This is a genomic window from Kribbella catacumbae DSM 19601 (assembly GCF_000372465.1).
Classification (GTDB): Bacteria; Actinomycetota; Actinomycetes; order Propionibacteriales; family Kribbellaceae; genus Kribbella; species Kribbella catacumbae.
The window spans coordinates 80866-100658 of the sequence record NZ_AQUZ01000010.1 but is presented as its reverse complement, the minus strand read 5'-3'; the positions used below and the strand labels follow the sequence as shown (position 1 = coordinate 100658).

The window sequence follows — 19793 nt, the reverse complement described above, 5'->3', positions numbered from 1 at the left end:
ATGACGACGATTACGCGCCGCAGGGCGACCTTCCATCCTTTGACGGTGAAGGCGATCGATCTGATCACCGAGGACTCGGTCGCGATCACCTTCGACGTACCGGCGGAACTCGCGGCGGAGTATGAGTTCGCCGCGGGCCAGCACCTGACCGTCCGGCGGCCGGGCGACGAGATCCGGCGCAGCTACTCGATCTGCTCGCCGGCCGGTTCCGGTGTACTGCGGATCGCGGTCAAGCGGATCCCGGGCGGCGACTTCTCGTCGTACGCCGCGTCCGGCCTGAAGCCCGGCGACACGATCGACGTGATGACGCCACTCGGCCGGTTCGGGACGCCGCTCGACCCCGCTCACGCGAAGCACTACGCCTTCGTCGCGGCGGGCAGCGGGATCACGCCGGTGCTCTCGCTGATCGCGACCATCCTCCAGGTCGAGCCGCAGAGCCGGGTCACCTTGCTGTACGGGAATCGCACGGCTGGTTCGGTCATGTTCGCGGACGACCTCGCCGACTTGAAGGACCGGTACGCCGAACGGCTGCACCTGGTGCACGTGCTGTCGCGCGAGTCGACGGATGTCGAGCTGTTCAGCGGCCGGATCGACAGCGATCGGCTGCGCCGGATGATCGACACGATCCTGCCGGTGAAGTCCGTCGACGAGTGGTTCCTCTGCGGGCCGTACGCGATGGTCGTCGGCGCGCAGGAACTGCTGCTCGATCAAGAGGTTCCGCGCGAGAGCGTTCACGCCGAACTGTTCCATGTCGGCGACGAAGCGCCGGTGGCACGCGTCGAGGAGAACGTGATCGACGGGGAGGCGGCCGAGGTGACCGTCATCCTCGACGGCCGCCGCTCGACGTTCCAGCTGGGCGAGCACGCGAAGGCAGTCCTCGACGCGACGCTCGCAGTACGGACGGATGCTCCCTTTGCGTGCAAGGGCGGAGTCTGCGGGACCTGCCGGGCCAAGGTGGTCGAGGGCTCGGTGCGGATGGACACGAACTGGGCGCTCGAACCGGACGAGATCCGGGCGGGCTACGTGCTCACCTGCCAGTCGCACCCGACCAGCGAGAAGGTCACGCTCGACTTCGACGCCTGAGTGACAGGAAGCTGTCGTGCAGTGCCGGTGACCGGGTTGATGAGGCAGAATCCGACACTCCGGTCCATCCGCCCTGGGGGTCTCGATGTCACGACGCTGGATGACGTTCGCCACGATCGGCGCGCTTGCCGCCGGTCTGCTGACTACGGTGCCGGCTTCGGCCGCGCTCACCCGAGAGCCGGCTTCGGTTTCTGCTTCGGCCGGCACCGGTCCGCAGGTGCCGAAGATCGACTGGAAGCTCTGCAGTGAGCAGTTTCCGGAGTACGACTGCGCCACGGTCCAGGTGCCGCTGGACTACGACAACCCAGGTGGCGCGAAGATCTCACTCGCGCTGACCAGGCTGCGCGCCACCGACCAGGAGCACCGGATCGGCTCACTGTTCCTGAACCCCGGCGGCCCTGGCGGCTCGGGCGTCGAGTTCGTCCAGGGCCTCGGCCCCTACCTGTACTCCGACGCGGTGCGGGCGCGCTTCGACCTGATCGGTTTCGACCCGCGAGGGGTTGCGCGCAGTACTCCGCTGACGTGCTTCAAGACCCAGGAGCAGGCCGACGCGGCGACGGCACCCTTCGTCTTCCCGGTCACCCGGGCCGAGGAGCGCGCGTGGGTCGGCTTCGACCGTGCCTACGTGAAGTCGTGCCGCAAGTACGCCGGCCCGATCATCGACCACATGTCGACAGCCAATGTCGCCCGCGACCTGGACCTGCTGCGCGCCGCGGTCGGTGACAAGAAGCTGACGTACGGCGGCTTCTCCTACGGCTCCTACATCGGCTCGGTCTACGCGAACCTGTTCCCGGGCAAGGTGCGTGCGGTCATCATCGACGGCGTGATCGACCCGATCTCGGACGCCACCGGCCGCGGTCTCGAGTGGCTCACCAAGTCACCCGACGCGCGCCTGGAAAGTGAGCAGGGCGCGTACCAGTCACTGCTGCAGTTCTTCAAGCTGTGCAAGGCCGCCGGACCGAGGTGCGCCTTCAGCGCCGGCGATCCGAAGGCCCGGTACGACGCCCTCGCGGCCCGGCTGCTCAAGAATCCGATCAAGCTCCCGGACGGACAGGGCGGGACCACGGTGGTCACCTACGCCGACATGGTGGGGGAGTCGCTCGGCGATCTGTACTCGGGGGGTACCTACCCAGTACTGGCCGATTACCTCCAGGGTCTCGACACCGCATCCTTCGCGAAGGTCAGCAAAGCCCGGGCCGCACGCGCCGAGACGCCGTACGCCCAGGGCGCTGAAGGCTTCTACGGTGTGTGGTGCACGGACTCGCTGAAGCCCTTCCATGTCTCCGCCTGGGCCAACGCGGCCCATGCCGCCGATCGCAAGTGGCCGTACTTCGGCCGCCCGTGGAACTGGTCGGCGAGCGCCTGCGCCAGCTGGCCGGGCCATGACAGCGACCGCTACCTGGGCCCGTTCAACAAGCGCACCGCCAACCCGGTCCTGGTCATCGGCCAACGCTGGGATCCCGCCACCCGCTACGAGGACGCCGTCAGCACCTCGAAGATCCTCGGCAACGCCCGCCTGCTGACCGTCAACGGCTGGGGCCACACTTCTCTCTTCACCTCCAGTTGCGCCGACGCCTACGCCAGCGGCTACCTCCTCACCGGGGCCGTGCCAAAAGCCGGAACAGTCTGCGAGGTTGAGGCCATCCCCTTCACCGGCAGCGCCGCTCTTAAGAAGAAGCCGACCTACCAATGGCCTCCGATGACACGGTGACCGAAACCCCTGTGCGCCTCCCCGGAACTGTCGGTCGACGCTGGAAGGATTGGCCCTCAATGAAGTCGACACAGTACGACTGATGGGGGTGGGGCGCCGTGATGGGGCGTTCGCATGCGTTGTCCGGTTGGTGTGCGGGGCTCGCGGTCGCGCCGATGGTGGGGCTGACGTCGGTCGCCGAGGTGGTGCCGTTCGCCGCCGCGACAGCGGGGTACGCGTTGCTGCCTGACCTCGACCATCCGGGAGCCGGAGCGTCGCGGTTGCTCGGGCCGATCACCGGGTTCGTCTCCAGTGTGGTGCGGGCCTTCTCGAGCCTGCTGTACTCACTCACCAAAGGGCCGCGCGACGAGGACAGCACCGGCCAGCATCGGCACGCGAGTCACACCTTGGTGGCTGCCGTCCTGCTCGGCTTCGCGACCTCGAGTGCGGGCGCGGCGGGTGGCTGGCGCGCAGTACTGGCTGTTGCTCTGCTTGGGCTGATCCTTGCCGCTGGTGCGCTGGGCGACTGGGTTCTGCTGGTGGTACTCGGCGCGGGCACGTGGACGATCGCCGGGACGTGGTTACCGGGCACGTCGGCGGTCGAGGCGCTGCACAACGGCCTGGGGGAGATCGGCGGCTGGATTGGTGTGGCTGTCGCCGTCGGCATGTTCGTGCACTGTCTGGGCGACAGCCTGACCCGCTCCGGCTGCCCATGGCTCTGGCCGCTCCCGATCCGCGGCGAGACCTGGTACGAGATCCGCCTGCCCCGGCACCTGCGCTTCCGCACCGGCGGCTGGGTCGAGAACCTGCTGATCGCTCCCGCCCTGATCATCGCCGGCGTGCTCCTGCTGCCCGGCGCGATGCCGATCCTCCGCGACGTCTACACGGCGATAGTTTCCACCACTTCGGTCTGGATCGCCGGTAGCCAATAGATCGAACCGGTCGGTACTATCTCACCATGATCTCTGGATGGACGGCTACCGGGTTCGAACACGTCGCGGCGGCGTTCGAGCGGAACTTCACCGAACGGCAGGAGCTGGGCGCCGGGTTCGCGGCCTACCGCGACGGACGGCCCGTGGTGGACCTGTGGGGTGGGCGGGACTGGCGGGAGGACACGATCCAGCTGATCTTCTCCGGGACCAAGGGGCTCGCGTCGGCCTGTGTCCTGCTGCTGGTCGAGCGCGGGCTGGTCGCCCTGGACGCGCCGCTCAGCAAGTACTGGCCGGCCTTCGGTGCCGCTGGGAAGGACGCCATCACGGTCGCCGAGGTGCTCTCCCATCAAGCCCGCCTGCCGGGCACGGACTTCAGCAAGGTCGATCTGCTCGACCATGACGCGGTGGCCGCCCAGCTCGCCGCGCAGGCTCCGTCGGATGACCCGCGCGCGGCGTTCATGTATCACGCGACGACTTGGGGCTGGCTGGTCGACGAGCTAGTACGGCGTACTGACGGCCGGCCGCTGGGAGAGTTCTTCGCCGAGGAGTTCGCGGCTCCGTTGGGCCTGGAGGTCTGGGTCGGTTTGCCGTCGGCGTTGCATTCGAGGGCTTCCGCGATGGTCGCGGCGGACGGGGTGCTGGGCGACCCTGAGGAGACTGACCCGTTGCGGCAGTTGATTCGCAATCCGTTGCTGGTGCCGGGTGCTGATCGGATCTGGAACAGCGCGGAGTACCGGAGCGCGGGGCTCGCGGCGGTCGGTGGGTTTGCGACAGCGCGGGGGATGGCCCGGTTCTACGCGGCGCTGCTCGGCGAGGTCGACGGCGTTCGGGTGCTGAAGCCGGAGACGGTCCAGCTCGGGCGGCGGGAACTCCGCCGCGGGATCGAGCCGTTCTGGGGGAGCGAGCTGGCGTATGGCGCCGGCTTCGAACTGCAGACCCCAGCGGGCAATCTGGGGACGCCCGCCGACGTCTTCGGTCATGCCGGTGCCGGCGGCTCCCGCCATGGGGCGTGGCCGAGCCGCGGGATCAGCTTCTCTTACCTGATGAGTGAAGTCCGGATAGCTGCGCCGGACGAACGCCCGCTCGACCTCGTGAGCGCGCTGGCTGCCGTCTAGAACGTGATCAGCGGTACGGGGAAGAGCAGCGCGGTCATCGTGATGGTGATCGTCTGGGTGGCAGGCGGGCGGGGAGCGGTCGGCAGGGTGGACACCGGCAGAGGCTATCGGCTCGGAGTTTCAGGCAAGAATCGACCAAGAGTAGTCGTTTCGCGACGGAGAGTATTGCCAGAAAGTTTTCCGGACTTTTTTGAAAGAACCTGTAACGACTGCGGGGGGTGGCCCGATAGGACGAGTGAGCCTGGTGGCTGCCCGGACCCCCGAGCGGACAGCCACCAGGCCTACTCATTTCCTGAGGGGCTGGGAGCGGTAATCTGAGCCCTATGCCCTTAGCCTCAAACACAGCCTCAAGCGCAAACTCTGCCTCGGCGGCGAAGCCGCCGTTCGGGCGGTTGACCACGGCGATGATCACCCCGTTCCGGCCTGACGGCTCGCTCGATCTCGACGCTGCGCAGAAGGTGGCCACCAAGCTGGTCGACGAGGGGAACGACGCCCTCGTCGTCAACGGCACCACCGGTGAATCGCCGACCACGACGGACGAGGAGCAGGTGCGCATCGTCCGCGCCGTCCTCGAAGCGGTCGGCGACCGGGCCAAGGTCGTGGCCGGCGTAGGTACGAACAACACCGCCCACAGCGTGGAGAGCGCGAAGGCCGCCGAGGCCGCCGGCGCGCACGGCCTGCTCGTGGTCACGCCGTACTACAACAAGCCCCCGCAAGAGGGGATCAAGCTGCACTTCACCACCATCGCCGACGCCACCGGCCTGCCCGTGATGGCGTACGACATCCCCAGCCGGGCCGGCGTACCGATCGCCACCGAGACGCTGCTGGCGCTCGCCGAGCACCCGCGGATCGTCGCGGTGAAGGACGCCAAGGGCGACGTCGCCGGTACGACGAAGGTGCTGGCCAACTCCGATCTCGTCTACTACTGCGGCGCCGACGAGCTCAACCTGGCCTGGCTGGCCATGGGTGCGGTCGGACTCGTCAGCGTGGTCGCGCACGTCGCCAGCCCGCAGTACCGCGAGCTGATCGACGCCGTCGCGGCCGGTGACCTCGCGACCGCGCGAAGGATCGACCGCCAGCTGGTGCCCGCCGTCGAGGCGATCATGACGCGCACCCAGGGCGCCATCATGGTGAAGGCCGCGCTGAAACTGACCGGCGCCATCGAGCACGCGACCGTCCGGCCGCCGCTGGTCGAGGCGACCGCGGAACAAGTGGACTGGCTCACCACCGACCTCAAGACGGCAGGACTGATTGCATGAGTCACCCGCACCCTGATCTGGATGCGCCGGGCCCACTCGCGCCCGGCGCGCTTCGTGTCATCCCGCTCGGCGGGCTCGGTGAGGTCGGCCGGAACATGACCGTCTTCGAGTTCGACGGCAAACTGCTGATCGTCGACTGCGGCGTGCTCTTCCCGGACGAGAACCAGCCCGGTGTCGACCTGATCCTCCCGGACTTCCAGCCCATCCGGGAGCGTTTGGACGACATCGTGGCAGTTGTGCTGACGCACGGACACGAGGACCACATCGGCGGTCTGCCGTACCTGCTGCGCGAGCGCGGCGACATCCCGGTGGTCGGCTCGCAGCTGACCCTGGCGCTGCTCGAGGGCAAGCTGAAGGAGCACCGGCACCGCAACGTGCCGCAGCAGACCGTGGTCGAGGGCGAGACGGTCCGCTTCGGCCCGTTCGAGTGCGAGTTCATCGCGGTCAACCACTCCATCCCGGACGCGCTCGCCGTGGCCATCCGGACGCCGGCCGGCATGGTGCTGCACACCGGCGACTTCAAGATGGACCAGTTGCCGCTGGACAACCGGATCACCGATCTGCGTGCGTTCGCCCGGCTGGGCGAGGAGGGCGTCGACCTGTTCTGCGTCGACTCCACGAACTCCGAGGTGCCCGGCTTCACCACCCACGAGCGCGACATCGCGCCGGTCCTGGACGGCGTCTTCAGCAAGGCGAAGAACCAGCGCATCATCGTCGCCTGCTTCGCCTCCCATGTGCACCGCGTCCAGCAGGTGATGGACGCCGCCGTGAAGCACCGCCGCAAGGTCGCGTACGTCGGCCGCTCGATGGTGCGGAACATGGGAGTGGCCCGCGACCTGGGCTTCCTGAACGTGCCCGGCGACACGCTGATCGATATGCGCGAGCTGGACAACTACCCGCCCGAGCAGGTGGTGCTGGTGTCCACCGGGTCGCAGGGCGAACCGATGTCGGCGCTGTCGCGGATCGCGGCCAACGACCACCACGTAGTACAGATCCACCCGGGCGATACCGTCGTACTGGCGTCGTCGCTCATCCCGGGCAACGAGAACTCGGTCTTCCGGGTGATCAACGGGCTGACCCGGCACGGCGCGAACGTGATCCACAAGGGCAACGCCCTGGTACACGTGTCGGGCCATGCTTCGGCGGGCGAGCTGCTGTACTGCTACAACATCGTGAAGCCGCGCAACGTGATGCCGGTGCACGGCGAGATCCGGCACCTGCACGCGAACGCCGAGCTCGCCCGGCAGACCGGCGTACCGGCCGAGAACGTCGTGGTGGTCGAGGACGGCGTGGTGGTCGACCTGATCGACCGCAAGGCCGTGGTGGCGGGCAAGGTGGACTGCGGGTACGTGTTCGTGGACGGCTCGACCGTGGGCGACATCACCGAGACTTCGCTGAAGGACCGGCGGATTCTCGGCGACGAGGGTTTCATCTCGGTGATCGCCGTGATGGACTCTGTCACCGGCAAACTGACGGCAGGACCGGAGATCCACGCGCGCGGGTTCGCCGAGGACGACACTGTCTTCGACGACCTGAAGCCGAAGATCGAGGCCGAGATCGAGAAGGCGATCGGGAGCGGGGTGGACGACATGTACCAGTTGCAGCAGGTGATCCGCCGCGTGGTCGGCAAATGGGTCAGCGACACACACCGTCGCCGCCCGATGATCATCCCCGTCGTCGTGGAAAGTTAAAGGGAGAGGGTGGGCCAGGCATGAGCATCTCTGGTGTCAATGGAGCCGGGCAGCGCCGGCCCACCATGAAAGAGGTCGCGGCCCGGGCGGGTGTGGCGCTCAAGACCGTCTCCCGGGTGGTCAACGAGGAGCCGAACGTCAGCCCGGAGCTGACCGCGAAGGTCCAGGCCGCGATCAAGGAACTGAACTACACGCCGAACGAGAGCGCCCGGATGTTGCGCCGGGGCAAGACCGGCACGATCGCCGTGGTGATCCGCGACATCGGCGACCCGTTCTTCGCCTCGCTCGGCCGGGCGGTCGAACTGTGGGCGCGGGGGAGCGGTTCGGTCGTGATGATCGGCCTGACCGACGAGGATCCTGAGCGTGAGCGCGACGTCTGCCTGGAGTTCGTGGCCCGGCGCCCGGACGCGCTGATCATGGCGCCGATCGGGGAGACCCAGGACTACCTGGCTCCGCACGTGGACGCGGGCATGGCCGTCGTGACGATCGACCGGCCGGCGCACGGGATCGAGGCCGACGCGGTGCTGGCCGACAACGCCGGCGGTATCGACCAGGCGATCGACCACCTGGTCCGGCAGGGACATCGCCGGATCGCCTATCTCGGTGACGACGAGCGGATCTTCACGGCTCGCGAGCGGGTGGTCGCCTACCGGGCGGCGATGGCGCGGCACCGGATCGACGTCGACGAGGACCTGGTGCACCTGTCCGAGCCGACGACCGAGGGCATCGGGATCACGCTGTCCGCAGTACTGGACCGGCCCGAGGCCGCGACGGCGATCCTCTCGGCAAACAACATGACCACCGCCGAGGTACTGCGGGGCATGGCCGGCCGGCGTGATCGCGTGGCGCTGGTGTCGTTCGACGACCTGGCGCTGGGTGACCTGCTCAGCCCGGGACTCACCGCGGTGGCACAATCAGCCGACGTGATGGCCCGTACGGCGATCCAGCTGATGACCGAACGTCTGCCCGAGCCACACCGCCCGGGCCGGACGGTGCGCGTTCCGGTCAAACTGACGATTCGTGGGTCCGGCGAGATTCCGCCGTCCAGCTGAAAGCTACCGCCGCCCCCGCCGCACAGAGGGCGGCTGTCCAGCCGAGGCTCGCGGCCGCGCCGAGGTGGTCGGCCAGGAACCCTGCCGGCCAGGGCCCGACGGTCTGACCGGCCGCGAACAGCACGGTGAGCGTGCCGATCGTCGCGGTCCATTCGTGCTGCGGCCTGGTACGGCGTACCAGCGAGGCGACCGAGGCGGGAACGTTCATGAACGTGAGCCCGATGATCGCCGCCGAGACCAGCACGGTGGCGCGGCTGATCAGCGGGAGGGTTGCGGCTACCACCTGCAGTGCGAGCATGACCGCCATCGGGCGAGCGTCGGGCCACCTCGCCAGCGGCCGGTTCCAGATCACGGGCGCGACGATCGCGGCTACTCCGAGCAGGGTCCAGGTGGCGGCGATCTCGTGGGCAGTACTGCGTTCCGACTTCAGGTAGGCGGTCAGGAAGGTCAGGTAGACGATGTAGCCGGCGCCGAACAGCACATAGGCGACACCGACAGGCCAGAGGCGGCCCAGCTTGGCCTTGGCCTCGGCCGCTGGTGAGACCGAGCTGACCGCAGACCAGGAGATCGCAGTGGCGGCCAGTGATGCGGCGGCGAGCAACAGCCACGCGACGGGCCAGCGACTCGGGTGACCGTCGAGCAGGAGTGGAAGCACGAGACCGCTGAGCGCGACGCCAAGGCCGGCACCGCCCAAGTACACGGTGATCGCCGAGCGATCCGGCATTCTCGCGGCGACCACTGTGCCGGCCACGAAGACGAGAGCACCGGACCACCCTGCCGTTGCCCTCAGCAACAGCTGGGCCGGGAACGAAGGGGCGAGCGCGGTCGCGGCCAGGGCGAGGGTGGTGATGACCATGCCGAGCTGAAAGGAGCGCGCCGTACCGAGCCGGCGGACGATGATGGCCACCAGGATCGCGCCGATCAGGTAGCCGACGCCGTTGGCCGTGGTCTGCAGCCCGGCGTCGGCTTGTGACCAGCCGAGCTGGTCGCGCATCGCGGGTACGACCAGACCGTAGGCGAACCGCGCGAAGCCGAGCGCGACAGCGGATCCGAGGGCGAGGCGATATTTCACAGCTTCCGCTTGAGGAAGTCGACAACTGCCTCTGCAAGCTCCTCGCGGTGGTCGGCGAGGGCGTGGTCTGTGGGGAACAGGTGGTGCTCGGCCGTCGTATAGGCGTCGACGAGTGGCAGGTAGTTCTCCTCGTGCGGTGCTGCGGCGTCGCGATTCGCTCCGATCAGCAGGACGTGGCGATCCGCGAGTTGCGCGGCCAGCGCGGTCAGGCGCCATTCGGGGCCGTGGGCAACCATCTCGTCGACCAGTGCGCGGCCGCTGGTTCCTCGCAGGGGGAGCAGGTCGCTGTCGAAGGGTTCGACGTACTGGTCCGGGTTCGGCGCGGTTGCCGCGGCGCCGAAGTCGAAAGCGGCGATCGAGGCGACGAGCGGGATCGTCGGGTCGGCGGCGACCGTACGCAGCGCAGCGAATCCGCCCATGCTGTGGCCGACGATGGCGAGCCTTGCGGCATCGACTCGCGGGTCCGCACGCAGTACCTGGACGGCGGCAGCCGCGTCCTCGAGGACGTTGCTCCAGGACCACGTGCCGGCCGCGCCCCACGAGCCGCGGTAGTGGAAGACGAGCGTCGCGTAGCCGGCCCTGCTGAAAGCGTGGGCGAGGTCGAAGTTGCGCTCCCAGCCCGGAAAGCCGTGCAGCAGCAGGACGGCCGGATGGGGGCCGTCACCCGCTGGCAGATGCAGCACTCCGGGGAGCTGGTGCCCGCCGCTGGCGACGGTGAAAGCGGACGTGCTGGCGTGCGTGCTGGTGTGCGTCAAAGGGGCACCTCATCTGATCGAACCGGTCGGTACCATCGCTACGCTAGCAAGAGATCGTCCCAGTCGGTACCATCTGTCTCATGCCCGTCGCCAAAGGAACCTCGCTCGATCCCGAGCGGACCCGGGCAGCCATGCTCGAGGCCGCCAGCGTCGTTTTCTACGAACGCGGCCTGGACGGCGTCGGGATCGCCGAGCTGTGCGCGTCAGTGGGAGGGTCGAAGGAGACGCTCTACCGGCATTTCGGCTCGAAGGACGGGCTGATCGCCGCTGTCCTGCAGGCCCGTAGCGATCGCAACAACGCCTGGCTCCGGCAGGCGGCCGAGACGGGCGGAGATGATCCCGTCGCCCGGCTGACGGCCGTGTTCGCAGTACTGGGGGAGTGGTTCGACGAGCCGAACTACCGCGGTTGTGCGCTGATGAACGCTGCTACCCAGCGGCATTTCGAGCCGGCCCACGGCATGGCGGTGCGGCATCTCGACCGCTACCAGGAGCTGTTCACCGAGATCGCGGCGCAGGCGAGGGTCGCCGATCCCGACCGGGCCGGGCGTCAACTGCTGATGCTGCTCGAAGGCGCGATCGTGATGGCCGACCATCACCAGCTAGGCCGGGCCGCGGCCGATGACGCGCTGGCCGCGGCCCTACCCCTCCTGGCGAGCTAGGGCGTGTCTCCTTATCTCGTGCGTGCTGCGCGGCACTCGGCACGGCACCTCGCTACTGCACGAGACAAGGAGACACGCCCTAAGCCCGGTACTGGCTGACCAGCGGGCACTGGAACGGATCGCGGGCCCGCAGCCCGACGTTGTTGAGATAGTCCACGACGATCCGGTACGACTCGAAGAAGCCGACCTCGGTGTACTTCACGCCATGCAGTTCGCAGTACTCGCGGACGATCGGCTGGACCCGGCGCAGCGTCGGCCTGGGCATGCTCGGGAACAGGTGGTGCTCGACCTGGTAGTTCAGGCCGCCCATCGCGAAGTCGACCATCACGCCACCGCGGATGTTGCGCGACATCAGCACCTGGCGACGGAGGAAGTCGACCTTCATCGTGGCCGGGACTAGCGGCATGCCCTTGTGGTTCGGCGCGAACGAGCCGCCCAGGCAGACGCCGAAGACGGCCAACTGCAGGCCGAGGAAGGCGCTGGCCTTGCCGAGTGGCAGTACGACGTACAGGGCGGTCACGTAGAGGCCGAGGCGCGAGACGACGACGGCGGCCTCGATCCGCTCCACCTTGGTCGCACCGCGCCGGAACAGGTGCCGCAGGCTCGACACGTGCAGGCTGAGGCCTTCCAGCGTCAGCAGCGGGAAGAACAGCCAGCCCTGGCGATCGCCGTACCACTTCTTGAAGCCGCGCTTGCGGCTGGCGGCGTGCTCGGGCGTGAAGGCGATCACGCCGATGGCGATGTCGGGGTCCTTGCCGATCTGGTTCGGCGCGTTGTGGTGCTTGCTGTGCTTGTTCTTCCACCAGGTGATGCTCATCCCGGCCAGGCCGCCGGCCAGGACGCGGGCGGTCCAGTCGTTCCAGGCGGCCGAGTGGAAGATCTGCCGGTGCGCGCTGTCGTGGCTCAGGAACGCGACCTGGACGAGGATCAGGGCGAGCGCGCCGGCCATCAGCAGCTGGAACCAGGAGTCACCGAGCAGGATGAATCCGGTGATCACACCGCCCAGCGCGACCAGTACCAGCCCGATGCGCGTCCAGTAGTAGGTGTAGCGACGCCGCAGCAGGCCGAGGTCACGCACTGTGTGCAGCAGGTCGCTGTAGAGACTTACATGCCGTTCCTGCGGTCGTTGGGGGTGCGGGTCTTCAGCGAGCAGTTGCGACAAGGAGAACGCCCCATCCGGAGTGCATCGGTCGAGATGCGCTACCGGGTCCAGGGCAGCGCCACGAGAAAGTGGCTGGTGCCCCCAACGGAACCATGCTGGAAGGCGCTACGCAACACGGCGCCCACCACGCGCGCCGCACGCTCAGGCTCAGCGGGTCATCAAGGCGGAGGTCTGGAGTGTGCCTTCGAGCACACCGTGGGCGACGGAGGTCAATCCGAAGCCCCCGCCACGGGCGTACGAGCGCATCGCCGTGAACGCTTCCGGCAGGCTCAGACCGGCTCGCTCGGCGAGCATGCCTTTCGCCTGCTCGATCACGATCCGGCTGTCCAGCGCGTGCTGAAGCTGCTCCGCGAGCTCCTGCTGGCCACGGAGCTCCCGCTCATGCAGCAGGCCGATCGTCGCCATGTCTGCCAGCGCCTGGGCGAGCCCGGCATCTTCGTCGGTGAGTGGGCTGCGACTGGACCGGAACAGGTTCATCGCACCGATCACTTGGCCACGCAGGCGCAGCGGCAGTGCGTGCGCCGAGACGTAGCCACCAGCCGCCGCAGCCTGCGCGAACTCGGGCCAGCCGGCCAGATCGACGTTCACCACCGGTACGCCGGTCCGGAAGCACTCTGGGCAGGGGCCTTCGTTCTGCTGCAGCTCGAACAGCTCCAGCAGTTCGGCCTGGTCGTCGGAGGAAGCCATCACGTGCAGCACACCGTGATCGTCGGCGAGCATCAGCCCGGCCGCGTCCACGTCGATGAGCTCGACCGTCGCCTCGGCGAGCATGCCGAGGAAATCGACCAGGTCGAACTCGGCGACCAGCGTGTCAGCCAGCTTGATGAAGACCTGCGTGAGGCGGTGTTCCCGTGTCATTCCCCAGCATGCCCTTTCGTCCGAAGTCACTCCATCATCGGTCCCAAGGCAAGGTCGACGACACCGCCGCTGAGTTGTCAGGTAGTTCGCTCCGCGGTCACCCCCGCGTCATCCGGAGGGAGCACCTTCGGCTTCATGAACTTGAGCCGCCGCCAGTTGCTGGCCGCCACTGCCGCCGCGGGCGCCACCGTCGCTGTTCCCAGCGTGACCGCCGCCGCTGCCCCTTCCGTCGTCCGCCGCGACCGGCCCGCCTTGCCGTCGGGGATCGCCAGTGGCGACGTCACCTCGAACTCGGCCGTCGTCTGGTCCCGGACCGATCGCCGCGCCCGCCTCGTCGTCGACCTGACCAGCCACGGCCGGTTCGACCGGGCCGTCCGGCTGCGCGGGCCGATCACCTCTGCCGAGCAGGACTACACCGCCCAGCTTCCGCTCCGCGGCCTGCGCCCCGGCCAGCGTTACGACTACCGGATCGGCTTCGAGGACGCCTACGGCCGCCGCGGCGAGACCACAGAGGGCTCCTTCAGTACGCCGGGCCGCAACCGCCCCGTGAGCTTCGTCTGGACCGGTGACACCGCTGGGCAGGGCTACGGCATCAACCCCGACTTCGGCGGCATGATCGCGTACAAGGCGATGCACCAGACCCGGCCGGACTTCTTCCTGCACTCCGGCGACAACATCTACGCCGACGGCCCGATCGCCGCCGAGGTGAAGATCCCGGACGGCACCACCTGGAAGAACGTCGTGACCGAGGAAGTCAGCAAGGTCGCGGAGACGCTGGCGGAGTACCGGGGCCGCTACAAGTACAACCTGCTCGACCACAACGTCCGCGACCTGTACGCCGACGTACCGATCGTGAGCCAGTGGGACGACCACGAGACGGTGAACAACTGGTACCCGGGCGAGATCCTGACCGACCCCCGGTACACCGAGAAGCGGGTCGACGTACTGGCCTCCCGGGCCCGGCAGGCGTTCCTGGAGTATCTGCCGATGGTCCATACCGCCGGCCGCAACCGCATCTACCGCAAGGTGAGCTATGGCCCGTTGCTCGATGTCTTCTGCCTGGACATGCGCACGTACCGCGGCGGCAACCCGGCACCGGGTGTCGCCGGTCCGGTCGCGATGCTGGGTGCCGAGCAGGCGGCCTGGCTGGTTCGCGAGGTCGCCGCTTCCAAGGCGACCTGGAAGGTGATCGCCAGCGACATGCCGATCGGCCTGCTGATACCGGACGGCACTGAGATCGAGGCAGTCGCCAACGGGCTGGCCGGAGCCCCCGGCGGCCGTGAGCACGAGATCGCCTGGGTGCTGAGCCAGTTCAAGCGCCGCAAGGTCCGCAACACGGTCTGGCTGACCGCGGACGTGCACTACTGCGCCGCGCACCACTACGACCCGAGCCGTGCTGCCTTCACCGACTTCGACCCGTTTTGGGAGATCGTCGCCGGTCCGATCAACGCTGGCAGCTTCGGGCCGAACGCGCTCGACTCGACCTTCGGCCCGCGGCTGGAGTTCGTGAAGGCGGCCGACTTCCCCAACCAGCCGCCGTCCGGCGGCAACCAGTTCTTCGGGCACGTCGAGATCGACCCGCGCACCGAAGTCTTCACCACCTCGCTCCGCGACCTCTACGGCAAGGTGCTCTGGCGCAAGGACCTACCGCCAGCCCACTGACTGTTTCATTCTTCCCCCGCCCCACTGCCCCGGTCTGGCTCTGGGGAGCGGCCCACTCACCAGTGCCGGATGCCTAGCGCGGGATGCCGCCCGCTGAAGGCCTGGTGAGTGGGACGCGCAAGGGGCGTCGACTGGTACGGCGTACTAGGTTTGCTGGCATGAGCGCCGAGTACCCCGAGAGCCGCCGCGACGAGAGCGTCGTCGAGACCCTGCACGGACGCCAGATCGCGGACCCGTACCGCTGGCTGGAGGATGCCGACTCCGCCGAGACCAAGGACTGGGTCCGCCGCCAGAACGAAGCGTTTGAGGCCGAGTTGTCGGGCTATGCCGAGCGGGCTTGGTTCCAGGAGACGATGACGGCGATCCTGCGCCGCCCGCGCGCCGGAGTACCGGCTCGTAAGGCTGGTTGGTACTTCGTCGGCCGCAACGACGGCACCCAAGCGCAGGACGTCGTGTACGTCGCCGACTCGTTGCAAGGGCTGCTGGAAGGCGGCCGGGTCATCATCGACCCGAACAAGCTGTCCGACGACGGCACTGACTCACTAGGCAGCTTCACGGTCAGCCCGGACGGCCGGTACTTCGCTTATGGCGTTAACGAGAGCGGTAGCGACTGGACGACCTTCCGGCTCCGGGAGATCGCTACCGGAGCCGACGTAGACGACGTGGTGACAGAGGCCAAGTTCTGCGAGGCAACCTGGCTGCCGGACTTGTCGGCGTACCTGTACCTGCACTACCCGTCCAGCGGCCGCGCTGAGGGCACCGAGACGAAGGCGCTCGGCGGCGGCCTGCTGAAGCTGCACAAGGTCGGGACACCGCAGGAGGACGACCAGCTGATCCTGAGCTTCCCGGACAACGACCGGATCTTCATCGGTCCGGAGGTGTCCGACGACGATCGCTACCTCGTGGTGACGATCGGCGAAGGCACCGACCCGGCGACGAAGCTGTGGGTTTACCCCATCACAGACGGCGAGCTGGGCGAGCCGGTCAAGGTGATCGACGAGTTCCGCGACAACACCGTCTTCGTCCGGATGTCCGGTGACCAGCTCGTACTGCGTACCGACCGCGCCGCCCCGCGAGGCCGACTGGTGAGCTCGGACCTGGCTGGCAACTTCACCGACCTGATCCCCGAAGGCGAAGGTGCTCTGCAGGACGTCTCCGGTACGGCGGCCGGTCTGGCCGTGCTGTCCCTGATCGATGCGCTGCCGGTCCTTTCGCTGCACGACCTCGACGGCGGCAACGCCCGAGTGGTCCCCGTGCCCGGTGGTGGCGTCGTCGGGCTGAACGCGTCACCGAAGTACGACGAGATCTTCATCGGCCTGTCCTCGACCACCGACCCGACAGTGTCATACGTGGTCTCAGGGGCATCAGGAGAGGTCCGTGCGCTGCCTGAGCTCGTCCCGGCCGGTACGGGCTTCAGCTCGCCGGAGATCATCGTCAGCCGCCGGGTCGAACCCGGGCGCGAGGTGCCGTACTTCCTGATCAGCAGGGCCGACCTGACCTTCGACCAGCCGCGGCCGACGCTGATGTACGGGTACGGCGGCTTCCGCATCCCCGTTCTGGCCGACTACAGGCCGGGCTGGCCGGCTTGGCTCGCGGCGGGCGGCGTACTGGTGATCGCCAACCTGCGTGGTGGCGGCGAGTACGGCAGCTCCTGGCACGACGAAGGTCGCCTGGCGAACAAGCAGAACGTCTTCGACGACTTCATCGCGGTCGGCGAACACCTGGCCAAGACCAAGGTCACCACGCCGCAGCAACTGGCCATCCACGGCCGCAGTAACGGCGGCCTGCTCGTTGGAGCGGTGATGGCCCAGCGGCCCGACCTGTTCGCGGCAGCACTGCCCGGTGTCGGCGTGATGGACATGCTGCGCTTCCATCTCTTCACCGTCGGCGCTGCCTGGGCATCGGACTTCGGGCTGCCCGATGACCCAGCACAGTTCGAGGATCTGCTGGCCTACTCGCCACTGCACAACCTGCACGCCGGTACGTCGTACCCGGCGACTCTGGTCGTCACTGGCGACCACGACGACCGGGTGGTGCCGCTGCACAGCCACAAGTTCATGGCGACGCTGCAGCACGTGCAAGCAGGTGAGAACCCGGTTCTGAGCCGCATCGAAGTCAACACTGGCCACGGTTTCGGGAAGCCCGCCGCCATGGTCGCTTCGGAATGGGCCGATCTGCTGGCGTTCGCCGCGCATCACACGGGCCTTCGACCGCAGTAGCTGTTGGCCGGACCTGCTGGCGTCAGCCGCTCACCGTGCAGGTCCGAGACTCACCAAGCCTTGGGGCTTGAAGCCCTGCACCGAGCGGTGGTGCGGGGCTCAGGCGGTTGGTGAGTGGGCTTTGTTCACCAGATCTGAGGAGCCTCGAGGTCGCGGGGGTCGCCGACGGGCTGACAGCCGTGGCCGGACTCCTCGTACTCCGTCGCCAGGCCGTTGGTGGCCAGGGTGCGAACGGCGTTGACGAGACGGTCCACGTGCTCTGGCGTCGTACCGAGGCCGAGGCTCGCGCGGACGGCCGTACAGTGCTCCGGCGAACCGGCGAGCAGGTGGCCGACCAGTTGGTGCGCACAGAACTTGCCGTCCCGGACACCGATCCCGTACTCCGCCGAGAGCGCCGCGGAGGCCAGGGGCGAGCTGACGCCCTCGACGGTGAAGCAGACGGTGCCGACACGGTCCGCGTCGGTGCCGAAGATGTCGTAGGTCGTTACGCCTGCGATCTGGGCCAGGCCGGTGCGGAGCCGGGCGAGCAGGCTGCGTTCGTGCTGCTCGATCGCCTCGCGGTGCTTGGTGATCGCGGCACACGCCGCAGCCAGAGCTATCGCGCCGATGACGTTGGGGGAGCCGCCCTCGTGCCGGGCCGGGCCTTCGTTCCAGACTGTCGCGTCGCTGGTCACCGCGGCCGTGGCGCCACCGCCGTACAGGTACGGGTCGGCAGCGTTCAGCCAGTCGGCGCGGCCGATCAGTGCGCCGGCGCCGTACGGGGCGTAGAGCTTGTGGCCCGACAGCGCGACCCAGTCGACGTCCAGCTCCTGGATGTCGACCTGGCGATGCGGTGCGAGCTGTGCTGCGTCCAGGCAGACGCGGGCGCCGTGCGCCTTGGCGACGGCGGCGATCTCAGCGATCGGGAAGATCTCGCCGGTGACGTTCGACGCGCCGGTGATGACGACCAGGCGAGGGCCTTCAGGCGCGGTGCGCAGCGCGTCCGCGACTGCGGTGACCGCCGCGGTCTGGGAGGTCGGCGCCGCGAGCCGCACGGTGCGCTCGGCCGGCCAGGGCAGGAGGGCCGCGTGGTGCTCGGACTCGAACACGATCACGGTCGCGTCGGCCGGTACCGCGCGGGCCAGCAGGTTCAGGGCGTCGGTGGTCTGCCGGGTGAAGATCACCTGGTCGTCGGCGCGGGCGCCGACGAAGGTGTGCACCTCCTGGCGGGCCCGCTCGTACCACTGGGTGGTGATCCGGGAGGCGTAACCGTTGCCGCGGTGCACCGACGCGTACGACGGGAGCGCGGCCTCGACCGCCGCTCGCACGGACTCCAGACACGGCGCGCTCGCACCGTGGTCGAAGTTCGCGTAGTCCGTCACTCGGCCGTCGGCCAGCGGCACCAGCAGATCACTCGCGACGGTGGCGGGGATGTTGCCGGTGGTGAGCCGGGCGACGACGGGCCGGCTGCTCACGGCGGCGTTGACAGGCTCGAGGATGGAGAGGATCGACATGGTTCTGCTCCCGGGTGGTCCGCACTTGCCGATCGGGGTATCCGAACGGCCGGGTCCTCACCCGGGGCACCCCACCGCGGAGGAGGGTTGCCGGCCAGCAAGCCGGGGCTTCGCGCTGGCACTCATGACCTGCCGAAGACGGTAGCCAAAGACCCGGTCGATGCGCCAGCAGCTATCTCAGTACATGGGATACTCGCACGTATCGTGAGACGGCAGGCGTGGTGAAGTGCTTGTTTCGGGCCGCTGCCTAATCCGATGGCTTGGTGTGCAGGCGCCGGGAGAGGATGCGGCAATGACTTGGATCGCACCTGAGGTCGAGCGGCCCGGCGGCTCGCTCGTCGCCCCTGAGCAGGAGTTGCTCGCCGGTTACCTGAACTTCTACCGGACCACTCTGCTGCACAAGTGCGCCGGGCTGACCGCCGAACAACTGGCCACGCGGCCGTCGCCGCCTTCGAACCTCTCGCTCCTGGGCCTGATCCGGCACCTGACCAAGGTGGAGCGGATCTGGTTCCGGATCCACTTCGCCGACAACCCGGCCGAGCCGGTCTTCGACCTCTCGCTGGGCAAGGACGCCGACTTCGAGCTGATCGACGCGGGGCGCGCGCGGTCGGAGTACGACGCCTTGATCGCCGAATGGACCTGGTCGGACAAGGCGGCCGAGGGTCACTCACTCGACGAGCGGTTCACATTCAAAGGCGAGATCTCCTCGTTGCGGATGATCTACATCCACCTGATCGGCGAATACGCCCGCCACTGTGGCCACGCCGACCTCCTCCGCGAACAACTAGACGGAACAACCGGCGCCTAGCCACCCGCACCCCGCGCCGGCTCGTCCGTCCCGTCCCGTCCCGCCTTGCCCAGCGCCCCGCCCGCCCAGCGAGACCCTTGGCCACCCCGCCCGCCCAGCGCCACCCCCGGGCCACCTCACCCCACCCAGCCCCGCGCCGCCTCGCCCCGTCCCGCCGTGCCCAGCGCCGCCCCGAGCACCCCACCTCACCCCGCGCCACTCCGCCGCTCGCCCAGCGGCACCCCCGGGCCACCCCGCCTCGTCCCCGTCCCGCGCCGCGCCGCGCCGCCTCGCCCCTCCCGCC

General features: G+C 68.5%; 16 protein-coding genes and 1 riboswitch. Of the genes, 11 read left to right on the top strand and 5 right to left on the bottom strand.

Annotated elements, in window-relative coordinates; all coding sequences use genetic code 11:
* The 7 genes from paaE (at nt 1) to A3ES_RS0113120 (ending at nt 8822) form a co-directional block, all read left to right on the top strand.
* Complete coding sequence (gene paaE / locus A3ES_RS0113155) at nt 1-1083, top strand: 1,2-phenylacetyl-CoA epoxidase subunit PaaE (RefSeq protein WP_026162831.1); 1083 nt, start codon at nt 1-3, stop codon at nt 1081-1083.
* 85 nt (nt 1084-1168) lie between these two features.
* Nucleotides 1169-2794 (top strand): alpha/beta hydrolase, encoded by a 1626-nt coding sequence (locus A3ES_RS0113150; protein ID WP_237744942.1) that lies wholly within the window; start codon nt 1169-1171, stop codon nt 2792-2794.
* Nucleotides 2795-2895: 101 nt separating this feature from the next.
* Nucleotides 2896-3705 (top strand): metal-dependent hydrolase, encoded by an 810-nt coding sequence (locus A3ES_RS0113145; protein ID WP_020387283.1) that lies wholly within the window; start codon nt 2896-2898, stop codon nt 3703-3705.
* 26 nt (nt 3706-3731) lie between these two features.
* Nucleotides 3732-4820 (top strand): serine hydrolase domain-containing protein, encoded by a 1089-nt coding sequence (locus A3ES_RS0113140; RefSeq protein WP_020387282.1) that lies wholly within the window; start codon nt 3732-3734, stop codon nt 4818-4820.
* 323 nt (nt 4821-5143) lie between these two features.
* Nucleotides 5144-6079 carry a 4-hydroxy-tetrahydrodipicolinate synthase gene (gene dapA, locus A3ES_RS0113130; protein ID WP_083933408.1) on the top strand — a complete coding sequence of 312 codons (936 nt, stop codon included), beginning with the start codon at nt 5144-5146 and terminating at the stop codon, nt 6077-6079.
* A complete protein-coding gene (locus A3ES_RS0113125) occupies nt 6076-7770 on the top strand; it encodes a ribonuclease J (protein WP_020387279.1) in 1695 nt (564 codons plus the stop codon). Before dapA ends, A3ES_RS0113125 begins: the two co-directional genes overlap by 4 nt.
* 20 nt (nt 7771-7790) lie before the next feature.
* Nucleotides 7791-8822 carry a LacI family DNA-binding transcriptional regulator gene (locus tag A3ES_RS0113120; protein ID WP_051084707.1) on the top strand — a complete coding sequence of 344 codons (1032 nt, stop codon included), beginning with the start codon at nt 7791-7793 and terminating at the stop codon, nt 8820-8822.
* Here A3ES_RS0113120 and A3ES_RS47095 read toward each other — a convergent pair.
* Both A3ES_RS47095 and A3ES_RS0113110 read right to left on the bottom strand, forming a co-directional pair.
* Nucleotides 8776-9894, bottom strand: a complete 1119-nt coding sequence (locus tag A3ES_RS47095) for a YbfB/YjiJ family MFS transporter (protein WP_020387277.1) — start codon at nt 9892-9894, stop codon at nt 8776-8778. The two genes, A3ES_RS0113120 and A3ES_RS47095, sit on opposite strands and share 47 nt — an antisense overlap.
* Entirely contained in the window at nt 9891-10649 is a 759-nt protein-coding gene (locus tag A3ES_RS0113110; protein WP_020387276.1) for an alpha/beta hydrolase family protein, read from the bottom strand. The genes A3ES_RS47095 and A3ES_RS0113110 overlap by 4 nt, the downstream gene beginning before the upstream one ends.
* Before the next feature lie 80 nt (nt 10650-10729).
* On the opposite strand from A3ES_RS0113110, the gene A3ES_RS0113105 reads away from it, so the two are divergent.
* The gene (locus A3ES_RS0113105) at nt 10730-11308 is read left to right on the top strand and encodes a TetR/AcrR family transcriptional regulator (protein ID WP_020387275.1); all 579 of its coding nucleotides are present in this window, start codon (nt 10730-10732) and stop codon (nt 11306-11308) included.
* A 79-nt stretch (nt 11309-11387) separates the two neighbouring features.
* On the opposite strand, the gene A3ES_RS0113100 is transcribed toward A3ES_RS0113105, so the two are convergent.
* A complete protein-coding gene (locus A3ES_RS0113100; RefSeq protein ID WP_020387274.1) occupies nt 11388-12470 on the bottom strand; it encodes a fatty acid desaturase family protein in 1083 nt (360 codons plus the stop codon).
* Nucleotides 12471-12617: 147 nt separating this feature from the next.
* Complete coding sequence (locus A3ES_RS0113095; RefSeq protein WP_020387273.1) at nt 12618-13328, bottom strand: GAF and ANTAR domain-containing protein; 711 nt, start codon at nt 13326-13328, stop codon at nt 12618-12620.
* Nucleotides 13329-13463: 135 nt separating this feature from the next.
* Here A3ES_RS0113095 and A3ES_RS0113090 point away from each other — a divergent pair, with 135 nt between their 5' ends.
* Both A3ES_RS0113090 and A3ES_RS0113085 read left to right on the top strand, forming a co-directional pair.
* Nucleotides 13464-14990, top strand: coding sequence for an alkaline phosphatase D family protein (locus tag A3ES_RS0113090; RefSeq protein ID WP_020387272.1), 1527 nt, complete (start codon nt 13464-13466; stop codon nt 14988-14990).
* A gap of 158 nt (nt 14991-15148) precedes the next feature.
* A complete protein-coding gene (locus A3ES_RS0113085) occupies nt 15149-17209 on the top strand; it encodes a prolyl oligopeptidase family serine peptidase (RefSeq protein ID WP_020387271.1) in 2061 nt (686 codons plus the stop codon).
* A gap of 125 nt (nt 17210-17334) precedes the next feature.
* Here the strand turns inward: A3ES_RS0113085 and A3ES_RS0113080 are convergent, their stop codons facing one another.
* Nucleotides 17335-18702, bottom strand: a complete 1368-nt coding sequence (locus tag A3ES_RS0113080; RefSeq protein ID WP_020387270.1) for an aminotransferase class V-fold PLP-dependent enzyme — start codon at nt 18700-18702, stop codon at nt 17335-17337.
* Between the two features lie 16 nt (nt 18703-18718).
* Nucleotides 18719-18832, bottom strand: a riboswitch (SAM riboswitch).
* A 162-nt stretch (nt 18833-18994) separates the two neighbouring features.
* On the opposite strand from A3ES_RS0113080, the gene A3ES_RS0113075 reads away from it, so the two are divergent.
* Nucleotides 18995-19510, top strand: coding sequence for a DinB family protein (locus tag A3ES_RS0113075; protein WP_020387269.1), 516 nt, complete (start codon nt 18995-18997; stop codon nt 19508-19510).
* Nucleotides 19511-19793: the final 283 nt, after the last annotated feature.

Excerpts from the sequence above, each read along its gene's own strand:
- dapA (WP_083933408.1), top strand. The coding sequence starts at position 5,144 with ATGCCCTTAGCCTCAAACACAGCCTCAAGCGCAAACTCTGCCTCGGCG.
- A3ES_RS0113090 (WP_020387272.1), top strand. The coding sequence starts at position 13,464 with ATGAACTTGAGCCGCCGCCAGTTGCTGGCCGCCACTGCCGCCGCGGGC.
- A3ES_RS0113095 (WP_020387273.1), bottom strand. The coding sequence starts at position 13,328 with ATGACACGGGAACACCGCCTCACGCAGGTCTTCATCAAGCTGGCTGAC.
- paaE (WP_026162831.1), top strand. The coding sequence starts at position 1 with ATGACGACGATTACGCGCCGCAGGGCGACCTTCCATCCTTTGACGGTG.
- A3ES_RS0113085 (WP_020387271.1), top strand. The coding sequence starts at position 15,149 with ATGAGCGCCGAGTACCCCGAGAGCCGCCGCGACGAGAGCGTCGTCGAG.
- A3ES_RS0113140 (WP_020387282.1), top strand. The coding sequence starts at position 3,732 with ATGATCTCTGGATGGACGGCTACCGGGTTCGAACACGTCGCGGCGGCG.
- A3ES_RS0113125 (WP_020387279.1), top strand. The coding sequence starts at position 6,076 with ATGAGTCACCCGCACCCTGATCTGGATGCGCCGGGCCCACTCGCGCCC.
- A3ES_RS0113120 (WP_051084707.1), top strand. The coding sequence starts at position 7,791 with ATGAGCATCTCTGGTGTCAATGGAGCCGGGCAGCGCCGGCCCACCATG.
- A3ES_RS0113150 (WP_237744942.1), top strand. The coding sequence starts at position 1,169 with ATGTCACGACGCTGGATGACGTTCGCCACGATCGGCGCGCTTGCCGCC.
- A3ES_RS0113075 (WP_020387269.1), top strand. The coding sequence starts at position 18,995 with ATGACTTGGATCGCACCTGAGGTCGAGCGGCCCGGCGGCTCGCTCGTC.
- A3ES_RS0113105 (WP_020387275.1), top strand. The coding sequence starts at position 10,730 with ATGCCCGTCGCCAAAGGAACCTCGCTCGATCCCGAGCGGACCCGGGCA.
- A3ES_RS0113080 (WP_020387270.1), bottom strand. The coding sequence starts at position 18,702 with ATGTCGATCCTCTCCATCCTCGAGCCTGTCAACGCCGCCGTGAGCAGC.
- A3ES_RS0113145 (WP_020387283.1), top strand. The coding sequence starts at position 2,896 with ATGGGGCGTTCGCATGCGTTGTCCGGTTGGTGTGCGGGGCTCGCGGTC.